At 38.5% G+C, this 17065-nt stretch carries 17 protein-coding genes; all 17 read left to right on the top strand.

What is annotated here, in order from left to right; genetic code table 11:
- The first annotated feature begins 57 nt into the window (after positions 1 to 57).
- The 17 genes from RBR61_RS02805 to RBR61_RS02725 are packed head-to-tail and all read left to right on the top strand — an operon-like array spanning position 58 to position 17034.
- A complete protein-coding gene (locus tag RBR61_RS02805) occupies positions 58 to 1293 on the top strand; it encodes an argininosuccinate synthase (protein ID WP_320341989.1) in 1236 nt (411 codons plus the stop codon).
- 18 nt (positions 1294 to 1311) lie between these two features.
- Positions 1312 to 2049: a ferredoxin-thioredoxin reductase catalytic domain-containing protein gene (locus RBR61_RS02800; RefSeq protein WP_320341988.1), complete on the top strand. Its 738-nt coding sequence runs from the start codon at positions 1312 to 1314 to the stop codon at positions 2047 to 2049.
- 8 nt (positions 2050 to 2057) lie between these two features.
- On the top strand, positions 2058 to 2504 hold the full coding sequence (rplI, locus tag RBR61_RS02795; protein ID WP_320341987.1) for a 50S ribosomal protein L9: 447 nt from the start codon (positions 2058 to 2060) through the stop codon (positions 2502 to 2504).
- Positions 2504 to 3049 carry an ATP-dependent protease subunit HslV gene (gene hslV, locus RBR61_RS02790; protein WP_320341986.1) on the top strand — a complete coding sequence of 182 codons (546 nt, stop codon included), beginning with the start codon at positions 2504 to 2506 and terminating at the stop codon, positions 3047 to 3049. Before rplI ends, hslV begins: the two co-directional genes overlap by 1 nt.
- Entirely contained in the window at positions 3046 to 4374 is a 1329-nt protein-coding gene (hslU, locus tag RBR61_RS02785) for an HslU--HslV peptidase ATPase subunit (RefSeq protein ID WP_320341985.1), read from the top strand. The genes hslV and hslU overlap by 4 nt, the downstream gene beginning before the upstream one ends.
- A gap of 8 nt (positions 4375 to 4382) precedes the next feature.
- Positions 4383 to 5261 (top strand): GTPase Era, encoded by an 879-nt coding sequence (gene era, locus RBR61_RS02780; RefSeq protein ID WP_320341984.1) that lies wholly within the window; start codon positions 4383 to 4385, stop codon positions 5259 to 5261.
- The gene (locus RBR61_RS02775; RefSeq protein WP_320341983.1) at positions 5258 to 6223 is read left to right on the top strand and encodes a L,D-transpeptidase family protein; all 966 of its coding nucleotides are present in this window, start codon (positions 5258 to 5260) and stop codon (positions 6221 to 6223) included. The genes era and RBR61_RS02775 overlap by 4 nt, the downstream gene beginning before the upstream one ends.
- A gap of 12 nt (positions 6224 to 6235) precedes the next feature.
- Complete coding sequence (locus RBR61_RS02770) at positions 6236 to 7552, top strand: M99 family carboxypeptidase catalytic domain-containing protein (protein WP_320341982.1); 1317 nt, start codon at positions 6236 to 6238, stop codon at positions 7550 to 7552.
- Positions 7545 to 9101 carry a hypothetical protein gene (locus tag RBR61_RS02765; RefSeq protein ID WP_320341981.1) on the top strand — a complete coding sequence of 519 codons (1557 nt, stop codon included), beginning with the start codon at positions 7545 to 7547 and terminating at the stop codon, positions 9099 to 9101. The genes RBR61_RS02770 and RBR61_RS02765 overlap by 8 nt, the downstream gene beginning before the upstream one ends.
- Entirely contained in the window at positions 9098 to 9736 is a 639-nt protein-coding gene (pilO, locus tag RBR61_RS02760; RefSeq protein ID WP_320341980.1) for a type 4a pilus biogenesis protein PilO, read from the top strand. The genes RBR61_RS02765 and pilO overlap by 4 nt, the downstream gene beginning before the upstream one ends.
- Positions 9736 to 10218 carry a hypothetical protein gene (locus RBR61_RS02755; protein ID WP_320341979.1) on the top strand — a complete coding sequence of 161 codons (483 nt, stop codon included), beginning with the start codon at positions 9736 to 9738 and terminating at the stop codon, positions 10216 to 10218. Before pilO ends, RBR61_RS02755 begins: the two co-directional genes overlap by 1 nt.
- 9 nt (positions 10219 to 10227) lie before the next feature.
- Positions 10228 to 11811, top strand: coding sequence for a pilus (MSHA type) biogenesis protein MshL (gene mshL / locus RBR61_RS02750; RefSeq protein ID WP_320341978.1), 1584 nt, complete (start codon positions 10228 to 10230; stop codon positions 11809 to 11811).
- Positions 11808 to 12623, top strand: a complete 816-nt coding sequence (locus RBR61_RS02745; RefSeq protein ID WP_320341977.1) for an ATP-binding protein — start codon at positions 11808 to 11810, stop codon at positions 12621 to 12623. Before mshL ends, RBR61_RS02745 begins: the two co-directional genes overlap by 4 nt.
- Positions 12616 to 13506, top strand: a complete 891-nt coding sequence (locus RBR61_RS02740; protein ID WP_320341976.1) for a CDC27 family protein — start codon at positions 12616 to 12618, stop codon at positions 13504 to 13506. Before RBR61_RS02745 ends, RBR61_RS02740 begins: the two co-directional genes overlap by 8 nt.
- A complete protein-coding gene (locus RBR61_RS02735) occupies positions 13503 to 14048 on the top strand; it encodes a hypothetical protein (protein WP_320341975.1) in 546 nt (181 codons plus the stop codon). Before RBR61_RS02740 ends, RBR61_RS02735 begins: the two co-directional genes overlap by 4 nt.
- Before the next feature lie 8 nt (positions 14049 to 14056).
- Positions 14057 to 15790: a GspE/PulE family protein gene (locus RBR61_RS02730; RefSeq protein ID WP_320341974.1), complete on the top strand. Its 1734-nt coding sequence runs from the start codon at positions 14057 to 14059 to the stop codon at positions 15788 to 15790.
- Positions 15790 to 17034, top strand: a complete 1245-nt coding sequence (locus RBR61_RS02725) for a type II secretion system F family protein (RefSeq protein ID WP_320341973.1) — start codon at positions 15790 to 15792, stop codon at positions 17032 to 17034. Before RBR61_RS02730 ends, RBR61_RS02725 begins: the two co-directional genes overlap by 1 nt.
- Positions 17035 to 17065: the final 31 nt, after the last annotated feature.

The following is a 17065-nucleotide window of genomic DNA, read 5'->3' as shown; positions in this document are numbered from 1 at the left end:
CTTTAATACTTTTTGTTGTAAAATCGCGGTAATTATTTTGCTTGCAAGGGTTTTTAAATGAAAAAAGAAGTTAAAAAAGTTGTTCTAGCGTATTCAGGCGGATTGGATACAAGTGTTATTTTAAAGTGGCTGCAAGAGGAGTATAACGCAGAAGTAATCACTTTTACTGCCGATCTGGGCCAGGGCGAAGAGGTCGAGCCTGCACGCCAAAAGGCACTTGATAACGGGATCAAGCCTGAAAATATTTTTATCCTTGACGTTAGAGAAGAGTTTGTAAAAGATTATGTATTCCCTATGTTCAGAGCAAATACGATATACGAAGGCGAGTATCTGCTTGGCACTTCCATAGCAAGACCGCTCATAGCGAAAAAACAGATTGAGATAGCAAACAAGATGGGCGCAGATGCGGTCTCTCACGGAGCAACCGGCAAAGGAAACGATCAGGTCAGATTTGAGCTTGGATACTTAGGTTTGAAGCCTGACGTTACTGTGATCGCACCTTGGAGAGAGTGGGACTTGAACTCCAGAGAAAAACTGCTCTCTTATGCGAGAAAACATGGAATAAAAATCGATGCCAAACATCTGGACAAAGACGGCAATCCTACTGTAAGCCCATACTCAATGGACGCGAACCTGCTTCATATATCGTATGAGGGGCTTCATCTTGAAAATCCTATGAACGAGCCCGAAGAGTCTATGTGGCTATGGACCACTTCTCCGGAAAAAGCTCCTGACGAAAAAGAGTATATTACTATCGGTTACAAAAACGGCGACCCAATCTCCATCAACGGAGAAGAGATGTCACCTGCTACACTTCTTAAAAAACTAAATGAGTATGGCAACAAGCACGGTATAGGAAGAGTTGATATAGTTGAAAACAGATTTGTCGGAATGAAAGCACGCGGGTGCTATGAAACTCCGGGCGGAACTATCATGCTAAAAGCTCACCGTGCTATCGAGTCCATCACGCTTGACCGTGAAGAAGCACATCTAAAAGATGAGTTGATGCCTCGCTATGCAAAACTTATCTATAACGGTTTCTGGTTCACGCCGGAGCGCGAAATGCTTCAAGCTGCTATTGATGCAACTCAAAAGTACGTGCAGGGAACTGTGAAATTAAAACTTTACAAAGGTAACGTAGAGGTGGTCGGCAGAGAGTCTGACATGTCTTTATACTCGGAGGCGCACTCAACATTTGAAGAGGACGAAGTCTATAATCAAAAAGATGCTGAGGGCTTCATCCGCTTAAATGCGCTAAGAAGAATTATCGCCGGTAAAGCAAGAAATAAATAACAATACTAAAGGAACATAATGAGCATTGTCAAGATAGATATAAATTCACCTGAGTTTCAAGCTGAACTTGAAAAAACTGTTGCCTTTACGGATAAAGTAAATAAGCAGTTCGGCTGGGTCTACAATCCGCAGGCGGAAGTAAACGAAGGCGTACAAATGGGTCTTGCAAGAAACAAGATGATGTACGGCAAGCGTTTCTGCCCATGCTTTATGGTCGAAGTAGTAGATGACAAGCCAAGAAGCGTAGAGGACAGAATATGCCCTTGTAAGCCTGCTATCGAAAAAGAGATCCCGGAGGATGGCCTATGTCACTGCGGAATCTACTGTACACCTGAATATGCTGCAAAAAAAGCGGCAGAGATGGGTATGGAAGAGGCAGTTCACACTCACTCCCGCGGTCTGACAAAAGCAGAAGCGCAAGCTCTCTTAGAACAAAGAGAGCTTGACGGAGATGAAGTTACTTCTCTTCTTGAAGCAAGAGAGCTTGGGATGGTAGATTTTAAACTCGTTGACGTTCGCGAACATATGGAGTGGCAGATGGGCCACATCAAAGGTGCGGACAAGCTTGTTCCTACAAGCAGTTTCTTTGCAGCTCTTGAGGATGCAAAACTTAACAAAGATGAGAACATTATTCTATACTGCCACGTCGGAAGCAGAAGTGCACACTGTGCAAGAATACTGGGCGATATGGGATATACAAAAATAGGAAATCTGACTTATGGGATCGTCTCTTACGGCGGCGAAATAGAGAGATAGGGAAAAATATGAAAGTTCTACTGATAAAAGAGGTAAAAAGCTTAGGCAAAGCAGGCGAAGTAAAAGAGGTAAAAGACGGCTACGGTCAAAACTTTTTAATCAAAAAAGGGTTCGCCAAACATGCCACGCCGGAGATATTGGCTCAACATGCCGAAGATGAGAGAATTGCTGCGGAAAATCTTGCAAAAGAGATCGCAGAGTTAAAAGAGCTTGCAAAAAAACTTGACAAGCTTGAGATCATCATAATAAAGAAGCTTGGACAAAACGGTCACCTCTTTGGTTCAATCACAAAAGATGATGTAGCCCAAGCGCTTCAAGAACAGCATAATATAGAGATAGACAAAAAGCATATTACAGATAAAGTTGCCATCAAAACAGTAGGTGAGCACGACCTAGACCTTAAGCTTGGTCACGCGATCCATGCAACGCTGCATGTGGATGTTCAGGGCGAATAATGTTTGATGCCACTACCATACTTGCGTACAAGGGCAAGAACAAGGCGGTGATCGGCGGTGACGGTCAGGTCACTTTCGGTAACAGCGTCCTAAAAGGAAATGCAACAAAGATACGCACGCTTCACAACGGAAAGATCTTAGCAGGTTTTGCGGGAAGTACTGCTGACGCTTTTAACCTCTTTGATATGTTTGAAGATTTTTTAGAAGCCAAAAAAGGCGATATCCTAAAATCGGTCATAGAGTTTTCAAAAGCGTGGAGAAAAGATAAGGTTCTTCGCCGTCTTGAAGCGATGATGATAGTTCTAAACAATGAGCATATTTTCATCCTAACAGGCAACGGTGATGTAGTTGAGCCTGAAGACGGAGAGATAGCATCCATTGGCAGCGGCGGAAACTTTGCAATATCAGCGGCACGTGCGCTGAAAAAACATGCGGATATGGACGAAGAAGCACTTGTACGTGAGAGTCTGAGCATTGCTGCAGATCTGTGCATCTACACTAACCACAACATAAAAACTCTTACACTAGATGGAGAAACTAAGTGAACCTAACGCCAAAAGAGATAGTCGAATATCTGGACAAATATGTCATCTCTCAGCACAACGCAAAGAAAACAATTGCATTGGCACTTAGAACCAGATATAGAAGAATGCAGCTCTCTCCCGAACTTCAAAAAGACATTATGCCCAAAAACATCCTTATGATCGGCTCTACGGGTGTAGGTAAAACCGAGATCTCAAGACGCTTGGCAACTATGATGAAAGTCCCTTTTATAAAGGTTGAAGCAAGCAAATATACAGAGGTAGGTTTTGTAGGACGTGACGTTGAATCTATGATAAGAGACCTTGTCGTAGCATCTATCTCGATCGTCAAAGCCGAAAAAGAGGAAGAGAACAGAGAGAAGATAGAGAACTATGTTGTAAACAAGATAGTTGAAAAACTGATCCCCCCTCTTCCTGCGAGTGCAAGCGAGAGCAAAAAAGATGACTACCACAGGCTGCTTGAAGCTACCGAAAAAAGAGTCCTCTCAGGAGAGATGGATGATAAAACCATAGAGATAGAGCTTGAGAAGATCCATATAGAGTTTAACGACACAAATCTTCCACCCGAGATGGCAAAAGTCCAAGAGTCCTTCTCAAAAGTATTCTCACAAATGAACAGAGAAGACAATAAAAAAGAGGTAAGCGTTAAAGAGGCCAAATCAATACTTAGAAGCGAAGCAAGCGCAAAGCTTATCGATTCTGCAAGTATCAACGCCGAAGCACTCAGACGTGCCCAAGACGGCGGGATCATCTTTCTTGACGAGATCGACAAGATAGCTATCAGTGAAAAGTCTCAGGGAAGAAACGACCCGAGCAAAGAGGGGGTGCAAAGAGACCTTCTTCCTATAGTAGAGGGAAGCAGTGTGAGCACAAAGTACGGTGTTATCAATACAGACCATATCCTCTTTATCGCAGCAGGCGCGTTTCACCTCTGCAAACCAAGCGATCTTATACCCGAGCTTCAGGGAAGATTCCCTCTGAGAGTCGAACTAGAATCTTTAACTGAAGAGACGCTTTACCAGATACTGACGCAGACAAAAAATTCGCTTCTAAGACAGTATGAGGCGCTTCTTAGTACGGAAGGCATGAGACTTGTTTTTGAAGATGAGGCCGTAAGAGCAATAGCAAAACTGGCTCACCGTGCAAACGAAATAACTGAAGATATCGGTGCAAGAAGACTTCATACAGTTCTTGAGAGAGTCTTAGAAGACATAAGTTTTAATGCCGACGAGTACAGAGATAAAGAGTTTATTGTTACTAAAGAGCTAGTGCATGAAAAATTAGATGTCGTCGTTGAAAACGATGACCTCTCCAGATATATCTTATAGGAAAAAATATGACTAAAGCGGGATTCGTCTCATTGATCGGCCGTCCAAATGCAGGAAAAAGCACACTTATGAACTCCCTACTGGGCGAAAATATTGCAATGGTCAGCCAAAAGGCAAATGCGACCAGAAAAAGATCAAACGCTATTGTCATGCATGAAGATACACAAATTATTTTTGTCGATACTCCGGGGCTTCATGAGAGAGAGAAGATATTAAACCAGTTTATGCTTGATGAAGCTCTAAAAGCGATGGGAGATTGCGACCTAATAGTCTACCTTGCTCCCGTTACCGACAACATTGAAAACTATGAGAAATTTTTAAAACTAAACAACTCCAAAGTAAAACATATTATAGCTCTTAGCAAGATTGACCAGGTATCTCAAGAAAAACTCTTTAAAAAGATAAGCCAGTACAGTCAGTTCTCAGACCATTTTGAAGCACTTATTCCTGTAGCGATACCAAAAAAAACTGGCCACAAAGACCTGCTAGAGACCATATCAAAACTTCTCCCGGAGTCTCCATATCTGTATGATCCCGAAGATCTGACCAGTGAGCTTGTACGCGACATCTATGCAGGATTTATAAGAGAGGGCGTGTTTCAAAACGTAAGTGATGAGATCCCGTACGAATCCGATGTAACAATCGAGAAGATATACGAAGAGAAGAACATAGATAAGATCATCGCAACAATAATAGTAGAAAAAGAGTCGCAAAAAGGGATAATCATCGGCAGAGGCGGAGAGTCTATCAAGAGGATCGGCAAATACGCCAGAGAAAAAATAGAATCCCTTAGCGGCAAAAAAGCCTTTTTAGACTTACAGGTCGTCGTAAAAAAAGGCTGGAGCAAAGATAAATCATATTTAAAAGAGGTTGGTTATAGTTCATGAAATTACTGTTGATTATATTTTTAAGTCTAAATATCTACGCAGGCGATATATTGACAAGTTATAGGTTGAATGGCATCGCCCAAATCGAAAAAGAGATGGACCTTGAGCTAAGCAAAAAAGAGTATTGGGACAAAATAGTAGAGAACAAAGATACGACATTCGGCTATATAGAGTCATATAATAACATCCTTGCATGCGACAAATCTGTCTCTACCTTAGAGCTATACTCGCTTGATGAGAACCAAAGTTTCAACTATAGAAAAACTTATGACGCATTTACAGGCAAACTAAAGGGTGACAAAGTTAGAGAGGGAGACCTGAAAACACCGATAGGAATATACCAGATAACTCAAAAACTCTCAAAAGAGACCAAGCTGGACCCGTTTTACGGACCCTTGGCATTTGTGACCTCATACCCGAATATTTATGACTCATACAGAGGCAAAAACGGCTCCGGAATATGGATACACGGTCTTCCTTCGGAGGATAGAGACGAGTTTACAAGGGGTTGCATAGCAATAAACAACTCCAGCATTGAGTGTTTAGACAGAAATATAGACATTGATAAGACCGTCTTAATAATAGATGACGCAAAGGTAAAACAAAACATATCAAAAGATACTCTCTCGTCAATATTAGCGCAGCTATACTCATGGAGATACAGCTGGATATATGACGATATTGAGGGGTATTTGAGCTTCTACTCTCCTGAGTTTGTCAGAAGCGACGGAATGAACATAGAAGAGTTTAGAAAATATAAGACCAGAGTTTTCAAAAAAGTTGAAAAAAAGACAATTATATTTAATGACATAAATGTGCTGCCGTATCCAAATACGTCAAATATATACCAAATAAACTTTAAAGAGTTTTACAAATCCGACACATTTAAATTTACCGGAGACAAGACACTTGTTATAGAGCTTGGCGAAGATAATAAGATCAAAATCTTAACAGAAAAATAGAAGAGCATATAGATGAAATATCTTTTAATAAAATCTATCTTTCTCTTCCTACTGTACCCGCATTTTTTAAACGCGGATGTTCAACTTATCAAAAAAGAGAACAGTGATTCTGATACCACGCTTCTTGTTATAGCAGGCATTCACGGCGATGAACCGGGCGGATACTTCTCTGCGTCGATCTTGGCTACCCACTATAAAATAAACTCAAAAAATCTGTGGATAGTACCAAATTTAAATCAAAAAAGCATTCAAAAAAACTCCAGAGGCATCAACGGAGACATGAATAGAAAGTTCGCCATAATAAAAAACGGTGACAAAGACAAGAAGATAGTTGAAGAGATCAAAAAGATCATCACACAAAAAAATGTCTCCTTGGTTCTTAATCTGCATGATGGCAACGGATTTTACAGAAAAACAGATAAAGGAAATATATTTAACCCGAATGCATGGGGTCAGACGTGCGTAATTGATCAGTGCGACTTAAACCAGACGCAACCTTTTGGCAATTTGAACACGATAGCCCTTGATATAAAAGATAGAATAAACAGAAGACTCATTGAAGATCATCATACATTTGATGTAAAAAACACAAATACGAAATTCGATGATGAAGCGATGCAGCTCTCCCTTACCTACTATGCAGTTACTCACAATAAGCCGGCTTTTGCAATTGAGAGCAGTAAAAATCTTCCATCCTTATCACAAAAAGTCTTTTATCACCTTCTTGCGATAGAGGAGTTTATGAATATTATGGAGATCGGCTTTGAAAGAGAGTTTGAGCTAGATGAAGAAAACATAGCCAAACTTCTTCAAGAATACGGTGATTTAAGCATTAACGACAACATTTCTATTAATTTAACTAATACAAAAAAATCTTTAAGCTTTATTCCGATAAAATCAGAGAGTAATGTATTTAGGTTCTCTAACCCGCTGGGAAGTATCACGAGAGAGGGTCGTAACTTCGTTGCTTATGTAGGCAACAAAAGGATCGTGACCTTAAGTCCGCAATATTTCAAAATTGGTGAGTCATGTACAGATACCTTTGACGTTCTTGTTGACGGAGTTAAAGTAACTTTAAACAAAACTTCAGATATTATTGTAAATGACGATTTTAACGTTATTGAACAAAGTGGTTACCGTGTAAACGTAATTGGTTTCACATCGGAGGGTTTAGTTGACGAAAGCGGTGTAAGCATAAAGCTTAAGGATTTCGACAAAAGGTTCTCCATAGATGTAGACAACAGAGTTTACAGGGTTGAGTTTTATAAAAACAATGAATTTTGCCATATGTCCAAAGTTCATTTCATACAGGATCATGAAAATGAGTAAAAAAGAACAACACTCTTTCTCCAGCGTGCTTTCTATCAATCCTTACAAAGGTACATATGTAAGTGCCGTTTCAAACTTTTTAAATGAAACCACTACCGCTGTGTACTCCAAGGAGCAATATGTTATCTCATATCTAAACACAAAAAGTTTTATAAACAGCCATATTGCAGTTAGTAAGAATATTCCGGAAGAAGATCTATATGACGCTATCTACAATAAAGCGTATGACGAACTAGGGCTTGATCAAGCCGTTATGTATCAGATACAGTATATTGAGACTTTTAATGCCCTAGATGAGGACAACAGAAACTTCCATGTCTTTATAATAGACCCGATGGTCGTTGATGATGTATTTAAAAATGCAGTAGAGAAAGTAAAATATATTGACTATATTCTGCCATCTCCTCTTCTTTTAAAGTCGCTATACTCTAAAGATCTTATTGAGAGCGGCGGGGTTCACTGTTTTGTATACTTTCAAGAAAATGATACTTTTATTACAATATATAATGAGAAGAACTTCATATATACAAAGTCTATAAACTACTCATTTATACAGATGCATGAGAGATTCTGCGAGATTTACGGAGAGCTGGTAGAGTATGAAGATTTTATAAACTTCCTATCAAACGAGGACCTTAAGACTACTGAGAGCGTTTACAAAACTCATGTTATCAAACTATACAAAGAGATTTTTTCAAATATCAATGATATTTTGACCTATGTAAAAAGGGCTCTAGATATAGATAAAATTGAGTGTATATATATAGATACACAGCTTAAGTCTATAACTAAGCTTGATGAGATGGCTGAAGTTGAGCTCAGCATTAAAAGCAGCAGTTTTAATTTTGACTACGGGCTTGAGATGGGCGAGGCACATATAGACCACCTGCACTCGCTTATGTATATCTATACCACGCTCTCTGAGAAAGACAAATATGAGTGTAACTTCACGACTTACCACCGCCCTCCGAAGTTCACAAAGAGGGAGAGCGGCCGCGCGATTATGCTCTCAGCTGCTTCACTTGTACTTGCTTTCTTGTACCCGGCTTCATACTGGACGCTTACCTATGCACAATCACTGCAGTATAAACTTCTAGAAGATGAATACAGAAGTGTTCACAATATCAAGATCACAAGAGAAGCTACAATTAAAAACAGAGAAGCCGATAAAGCAAAGGTCTCAATGCTTCTTGCTGCAGAACAGCAGGAGTATATTGATAAGAAAAATACGCTTATTAAAATTCATGACGTTAAAGTAAACTACCCGATGAAAGCCGAGTTGCTTCATAAACTGACAAAAGATCTAAACAGATACAACGTAAGACTTGAGTCAGCACTCTATTCTGAAGCCCAGGAGAGTAAAAAAAGCAGTAGCCAGATCAAAGAGCTTAAGCTTGGGCTTGTATCTAGCAATGATAAGAAGATCACAGATCTTATCAAGTATCTTACAAGAGTTTACGAAGGAAAGTTCCACTTTGAGATAGATGAAATATCTTTTGAAAAGGAAACCAAATTATATTTTGGTGAATTAAAGGTGAATTTATTATGAATTTTAAATTAATGATAGAAGAGACCTTACAGAGAATTGATAATTTCTTTAAGGAAAAATCTCAAAAAGATGTCTATGTAGTATACGCTATGATAGTTATTGTTTTTTTCTCTTTAGCTTACCCATTTTATGATTTATCCATGAATGAGTTTGAGAGCGCAAAGAAAAAAGTTCAAGACATAACTGCAAAAATAGAATCAGACAAACTTTACCTAAAGGTGAACACTGAGGCAAAAGTTGCAATGCTGGTCCAAGAGATCAAAGGTCTTGAAGTTGAACTTGAAGCACAAAAAGAGAGAAATGCCTATATAAAAGAGAAGATAGAAGCTATATCTTCACTAATTTATGATGAAAGAGCTTGGGGAGAGTACCTAAACTCTATTTCTATAAATGCAAAAAAGCACAATATCAAGATAATCAACTTTGCTAACAGCTACTCAGAAAACAACGAGTCCGCTTTTGGTCATGTTCTGGATATTGCTCTTGATGTCAAAGGCAACTACTTAGACACTGTAAAGTTTATGAACTCTCTTGAGCAGAGCGAGCTTGTTGTAGATGTGCATGACTTTAGTATAAAAGCTCAAGATGCGTTAAATACAACTCTTGATATCTCAGTATGGGGGATTACTTACTAATGAAAACAATATTAACTATACTGCTCGCGGTGCTTCTTAGTAACTCTCTGTACGCTAACGAGCTTGAGTGGGTAGATGAACAGATAGAAGCGATCAAACCTCCAAGAAAAGGTGTGAACATATCTGCACTCGGAAGTCCGTTTGTCTTTTTAGAGAAAAACAAGCCTGAGGCAGAAGGTGTAAAAAAAGGTTCCAGAACAGCTGCAACTCCTACAAGAAGAGCATCTTCTACAAAGAGCACTGCTTCCACACAAGCAAGCGCTACTGCTGATACCACTCCAAAAAAGAGCGGTTTTGTCTTAAGCGCGATAATAAACTCGTCAGCTATGATTGATGGGAACTGGTATAAAGTAAGCGATAAGATCGGCAGCTATACGGTTGCGGACATAACCAAAACGTCTGTAACTCTAAAGCAAGGCGGCAAAGAGCTTCTTTTATCAACCGTTATCACAAATCCAAATTTAAAATTCAAAAATAAGTAGGGCAGATTCATGAAACTTATAAAAACAACAATGTACTCAACTCTTCTAACGCTTCTATTGTCGGCTAACGCTTTAGCTGATTGTTCATATGAACTCTTTAGCATTAGTTCGACAAAAAACACTAAGATAATCGATTTTATAGAGCAGCTTAGTGATGAATGTGAATTCAGTATCATAGTAACGGATCCAAATGCACAGAAGTTCTTAGATACGAACCTAAATAAGACAAATCTAAACAACTTGACAATAAATGAAGTTTTAGATCTTGTGCTAAGAGAGAATAATCTTACTTATACTCTTGAAAACAACATTTTAAAGGTTTCATATTTAGAAACAAAAATGTTTAACATAGACTATATCTTGTCACAAAGAAAAAGTGAATCTAAAACCAACATCACTCTATCTTCTGAGGGCGCAGGCGTCGCTTCTCAAACGGGAGGAACCTCTACGACATCTCAAAATGAGGAAATAGGTGGAGGAAGCGCAGGTAAATCAGGCATGAAAATAGACAGTACAGATGAAGTACAGTTCTGGCATCAGCTTGATCTAGAGCTTCAAGAGGTTCTTAACAGACCTCAGGATGTATATCTTGCACAACCTCCGATCATCAATAAAAATGCGGGGATTATTACGGTTACTGCTACAGTTAAACAGATGGATAGACTTGAAAAATATCTTCAAAAACTACAAGAGAAAGTACAGCTTCAGGTACTTATAGATGTTCAGCTTCTTTCTGTAACGCTAAGTGACGGCAAAACAACCGGTGTTGACTGGTCTCAGCTATATAAGCTTCAAGATATAGATCTTAGCATAGACAAGCTGTTTCACAAGAACATCTCTGAATTTGAGGATGACAAGATTACTACCGCAATTGCTGGCGGTGGAGCAAGCGAGAACTCTCACCTTATAAAAATAAGCGCGAGCGGAAACCTGAACGAGGTCATAAAGTTTCTTAAGACTCAGGGTGACGTAACCTCTATTTCAAACCCTAAAGTATTAACGCTTAATAACCAAGCAGCACTTATTACTGCCGGTACCGAGTATTTTTACAAGATCATAAGCACTGAGACACTTTCAGGAACTACGAGCGGGACTCAAAGCACAAGTGAAGATCTTCAGTCTGTATTTGCAGGTGTCTTACTTGATATTACTCCTGAGATCTCTGATGATGATATGATCACTTTAAAAATAAACCCTTCTGTCTCTGAAACAGCGACCGACATATCTGCAATTGAGGGACAAGACAGAACTATGCCGCCGGATCTTCGCCGTCGTCAACTCTCGTCTGTAGTTACTGTAAAAGATGGCAATCGTATCATTCTTGGCGGTCTTATTAATACAAGCAATATGATCGACATCAATAAAGTTCCGATACTAGGTGACATTCCGGTACTTAACTATCTATTTAGGTATGAGAACAAACAGAAGATAACTCAAGAGCTTGTTATCGTTATCGAGCCTCATATCATTCGCAAAGGCGAGGATAGCCTATCACTATCTGATCTGGGCTATGAAGGGTTATCTGAGAGCATTATGATAAATGCAAAAGAGGCGATAAAAGTAACTACAAGCGAAACAAGAGAGGAAGATTGAAACCAAGTATCTATGAAAACTCAAGGGATGTTTTTTTAGATACGGTCAATGTAAAAGATTACATCCAGCTTGAGAAGATCTCTATTATCTACCAGTCCCTTAGAGACTCTATAGAGAAGCCTCTGAAGATGGTTCTTCTATATGGAAAACCGGGAACCGGAAAGAGCATGTTTTTATCAAAGCTGCATGAAGATATTGCTCCTGCACAAAAAGCTTATCTCTACAAGACTCCCATTTTAGATGAGAGCGAGTTTTTTAAAACACTTGCTCAGGACCTCTACGGTATCAGATATGACGGCGAGTTAAACTTTACACAATTTATGAAAGTCGTAGAGAACAGAGAACTAATAGAGGCTGTAGTGCCTGTAATTATGCTCGATGAAGCTCAGCTCTACACAACCGCTATGATGGAGAAGATCAGGCTTTTATCGGATACCAGAAAAGTAAAATTCGTAATTGCTCTTCATAAAACAGAAAAAGAGGACATTATAGCAAAAGAGCATTTTCAAACAAGGATTTGGGAGAGCATAAAACTTGAAAATGCATCTCCTATGGAACTTAAGATATATATTCAAAAAAAGCTTATGAAAGTAAATTGTGTGGATACTGCAAGTATGTTTATGCCAAAATCAATCAATCTTATTCACAAGTTAACAGATGGGAACTATAGAGATACAAATAAGTTGGTATATACTCTTTTTGACATATATCACTATTACGCGCAAAACAGTCCAAAAAAGATAAAAGGAAATGAGATTTCAAAAAATATCATTGAGATGGCTGCGATTCATACAGGATTAATTAATGCTTAATGTTGACGAACTAGAAAGAAAACATAAAAAATATAAGCTAAAGTCATATACTCCCTACTTGGCAATTTCATTGGGTGTCAGTGCGGCTATTTTATCAATATCTTTTTTCATTATGTATGACTTTGGTTCAAAACAAGAGACAATAAGAGAGCCTATTGCACCAATAACTCAAAATATAAATGAAGAGAAAGAGAGTTCTGTAGTTGATAAAAGCAGAGCTGATTCGAAAAACGAAGAAGTTTATAAAGTTGTTGCAAATGATGATGAAAAACAAAAAGAAGAGCCTGAGGTTCAAGACGCAGAGACAAAAGAGAGGGTTCAGCTCTCTCCGTCTCTAAACTTCATAAAAAAGCTTGAGGCTGAAGCACCTATATACAAAAAAGAAGCCGGTGCCAAACCTGCTCCAGTCATTGAGAAAAAAGTTGAAAAACCTACTAAAAATGATAGTGTAATCGTAAAAGAAGAGGTAGCTCTTCCCGTTGTTGAGGAAGTAAAAGAGTCCATTGCCATAGTAGAAAAACCTGTGATTGAAAGATCTGCTTCAGAAACAACAAGCACTATTGATATAAAAAGAAGAGACGACGAAGAGGACATTAAACATGTAATCAAAAGATTTAATGTCAATCATAGTCCTGCACTTAGCCTTTTTGTTGCAAAAAAATATTATCAGCTGGGTGATTACGAACAAGCATATAACTACTCGCTTATAACAAACGATATCAACAACAATATCGAAGCGAGCTGGCTTATCTTTTCAAAATCACTTGTAAAACTCGGTAAAAAAGACAAAGCTGTTGAGACGCTAAAAAAATACATAAAACATTCGGATTCATCACAGGCAAGACAGCTTTTGGATGAGATCATGTCAGGAAAATTTAAATGAGACTACTACTATTAACGGCACTCTTCTCAATTGCTCTATTCGCAGATGTAAAGCGTGAAATGCTTGAACTGTTTCAAAACAAAGAGTATAAAGAAGCGTGTACCATAGGTTTTAAAAACTTTTCACAATACTCAAAAGATGAAGAGTTTGTATCTCTTTATGGATTCGCTTGTCTTAATGTTGATTATGTGGACAGATTGTCCGTTCCAATCACAATACTGAAATTAACACCTGAATCACGAGCAAATGCTGCATATTTTTCTATTATACTTATGCAAAAAAAGCTTCTTTACCACGCTTTGCTTGATAATTATGACATCTCATCACTAAATATGCCCACAACGGACTATATACTTTCAAAAGTCTTTGATCACTACACAAAACAAGGCGAACATGAACCAAAAGAGTTCTATATATTTGAAGATGAAGAAGATAAGAATCTAAAATACAAGCTTTATATTTTAAAAGATGGTAAAATAGACAAAATGGTAATCGAAGAATTTTATAACTCAATAAGTACAAAAAAACATATCTACTGGTAGGAGGCATTATGGATAGAATAACATCTGATTTACTGGCTAATGGCTCCATAATGAAGAGTCAGGTTGACAGGCTTATAGCTAAAGGACTTGACAGTAACCTAATACTTAGAGATATTACTATTTCTGGTTTTATGACCATGGATAGACTGGTCAGATTTATTGTCGATAAGATACAGAGCGGTGAGTACGATCTATCTATTATTGACAACTACGACTATATCCAAGAAAAAGATGTTCTTCTTAAACTTGCCCAAAAACAGAACCTTCTTTTTCTTGATCTAGACTCAATAGATATGGATTACAGGCTTACTGAGAAAGTATCTCTTGCACAGCTAAAAAAGTACAATGCTCTTCCTGTATCGGAAGATGATCTAAGTATAACTGTCGCTTTTTGTGATCCTCTTGACATTGAAGCCCATGAAGCGGTACAGAGGCTCTTTCCAACGAAACCTATAAAAATTGCAGTTGCTACAAAAAAACAGATCGAGTCATATCTTTTTAAAGTTGAAATTAAAGATAGCGTAAAAGGGCTTGTCAAAAAAATAAGAGATGAACTTAACTCTATAAACTCAATAGATGAACAGCAAGAAGCATCTTCAATACTGCTTCTGATCGACGTTATATTAAACTCTTGTATTAAAAGCCGTGCCAGTGACGTGCATATTGAGCCTACAGAAAAAAACTGTGTTGTCCGTACAAGAATAGACGGAAAACTGATAGAGGTATTTATTTTTGAAAAGGATATCTATCCTCCTCTTGCCTCAAGACTAAAATTATTGTCAAATCTTGATATTGCGGAAAAAAGAAAACCTCAAGACGGACGTTTCTCAACGTTAGTAGGCTCTAGAGAGTACGATTTCCGTATATCCACGCTTCCTATTCTCTACGGCGAGTCTATCGTTATGAGGGTTCTTGACAAACAAAAGGCACTAGTAAAACTTGAAGAAGCAGGTATGGATACAGAGAGCTACAACAAGTTCATAAAGGCTCTAAAAACACCTTACGGTATCATTCTTGTAACGGGTCCTACAGGAAGTGGTAAGACGACAACTCTCTACGGAGCGCTTAACGAGCTTAGAAATGTTGAGGACAAAGTAATCACCGTTGAAGACCCTGTTGAGTACAGGATGAACCTTATTCAGCAGGTTCAGGTAAATCCTAAAGTGGGATTAACATTTGCAGCGGCTCTTAGGTCTATCTTAAGACAGGATCCTGATAAGATCATGATCGGTGAGATTCGTGACTCAGAGACTCTGGAGATAGCTATTAAAGCTGCTCTTACAGGTCACTTGGTAATATCGACGCTCCACACAAACGACTCCATAAGCGCTATTACACGTATGGTGGATATGGGCGTGCCCTCTTATCTTATCAGTGGTTCTTTGGTTGCGATACAGGCTCAAAGACTTGTAAGAAAGATATGTAAAAACTGTAAAACGGAGGAGAGGATCTCAGCGGCAACCATAGAGGAGATAAGCCATCTGGTACCTGAAAATGCCAAATTTTATACGGGAGCCGGCTGTAAAGAGTGTAACGGAACAGGATACATGGGAAGAGAGATGATCTGTGAAGTTTTGGTTGTTAACGAAAAAATAACATCTCTAATTGCAAAAGGTGCATCACTTGAGGCTTTACATGCTCAAGCAGTTGAGGACGGATTTGTCGGATTGTTTGAAAACGGTGTGAATAAGGCTTTAGAAGGTGTTACAAGTTTAGAAGAAATTTTAAGGGTGGCAAAATAATGAAATACTATGTAGCAACTATCCTTTCAAAGGGTAAAAAAGAGCAGATTGGACTGTATGCCGAAAATAGAAAGCATGCTAACGAGCTTACAAAACTCAAGCATTCCGGAATTATCATTAAGATTGCAGAAGAGACTGAGCCGCTCGAAGCTCAATTTAAAAGATTCAAAGCTAATCTACTTAGCAATGTTAAAAAAAGAAAGATAAAGCCCGACTCTCTGATAGCTGCTATTAGGCAGTTAGCGGTTATGACAAATGCCGGGATCTCGATCTATGACTCACTAAGCGAGATAGCAAAATCTACACAAGAAGAGAATCTAAAACTAGTATTCGGAAAACTTGCAGAAGACATAAATTCAGGACACTCTCTCTCAAAATCGATGGAGAACTTCCGTTTTGAGCTTGGAAATCTTGCAATCGCCATGGTCCAGCTTGGAGAGAAAACCGGTAATCTGGATGATGCCCTCTACTCTTTGGCCGACATGCTAGAAGAGATACGTGCAAACATTGTTAAGTTTAAAAAAGCGATGGCATATCCAAGAAACGTTATGATCGCAATGGCTATCGCTTTTACAATTCTTATATCTTATGTTGTTCCTAATTTTAAAACTATGTTTGAAAAATTTAATGCCGAGCTTCCTCTTCCTACACTAATACTGTTAAAATTAGAATATCTCTTTAATAATTACGGTCTCTACCTTTTAGCTTCTCTGATCATAATCTTTGCAATATTTAAATATCTCATAAATAACTATAAGGACATAAGGTTTGGCTGGCATCAGTTTCTTCTTAAAACCTATCTAATAAAAGATATTGTCATGTATGCGACACTAAGCCGTTTTACGCTTGTTTTCTCAGAGCTTATCCGTGCAGGTATTCCTATTGCCGAAGCACTTGACACCTCTATATCAATGATCGACAATCTGCCTCTTAAGGCAAAGCTTTCCTCGGTAAGAGCGTCTGTTGAAAAAGGTGCAGCTTTAAATGAGGGTTTAGAAGACACAAAACTCTTTGAGAACATGATCATCCAGATGATCAGTGCCGGCGAGGATAGCGGTACGCTTGATACCATGATAAAAAAGGTGGCAGAGTACTATAAAATGAGATTTGATGCGATAATAGACGGGCTAAATGAGGCGATTGAACCTATTATGCTCTTTATCATTGCTGCAATGGTTCTTCTTCTTGCTCTTGGTATATTCTTGCCAATGTGGGATATGGGTAATGCGGTGATGGGAAAATAGACAAGAAGATATAGGAGAACTCCTATATCTT

The organism is Sulfurimonas sp. (genome assembly GCF_034005705.1).
Lineage (GTDB): Bacteria > Campylobacterota > Campylobacteria > Campylobacterales > Sulfurimonadaceae > Sulfurimonas.
The sequence above is the reverse complement of the archived record's forward strand: the minus strand, read 5'-3'. Positions and strand labels throughout refer to the sequence as shown.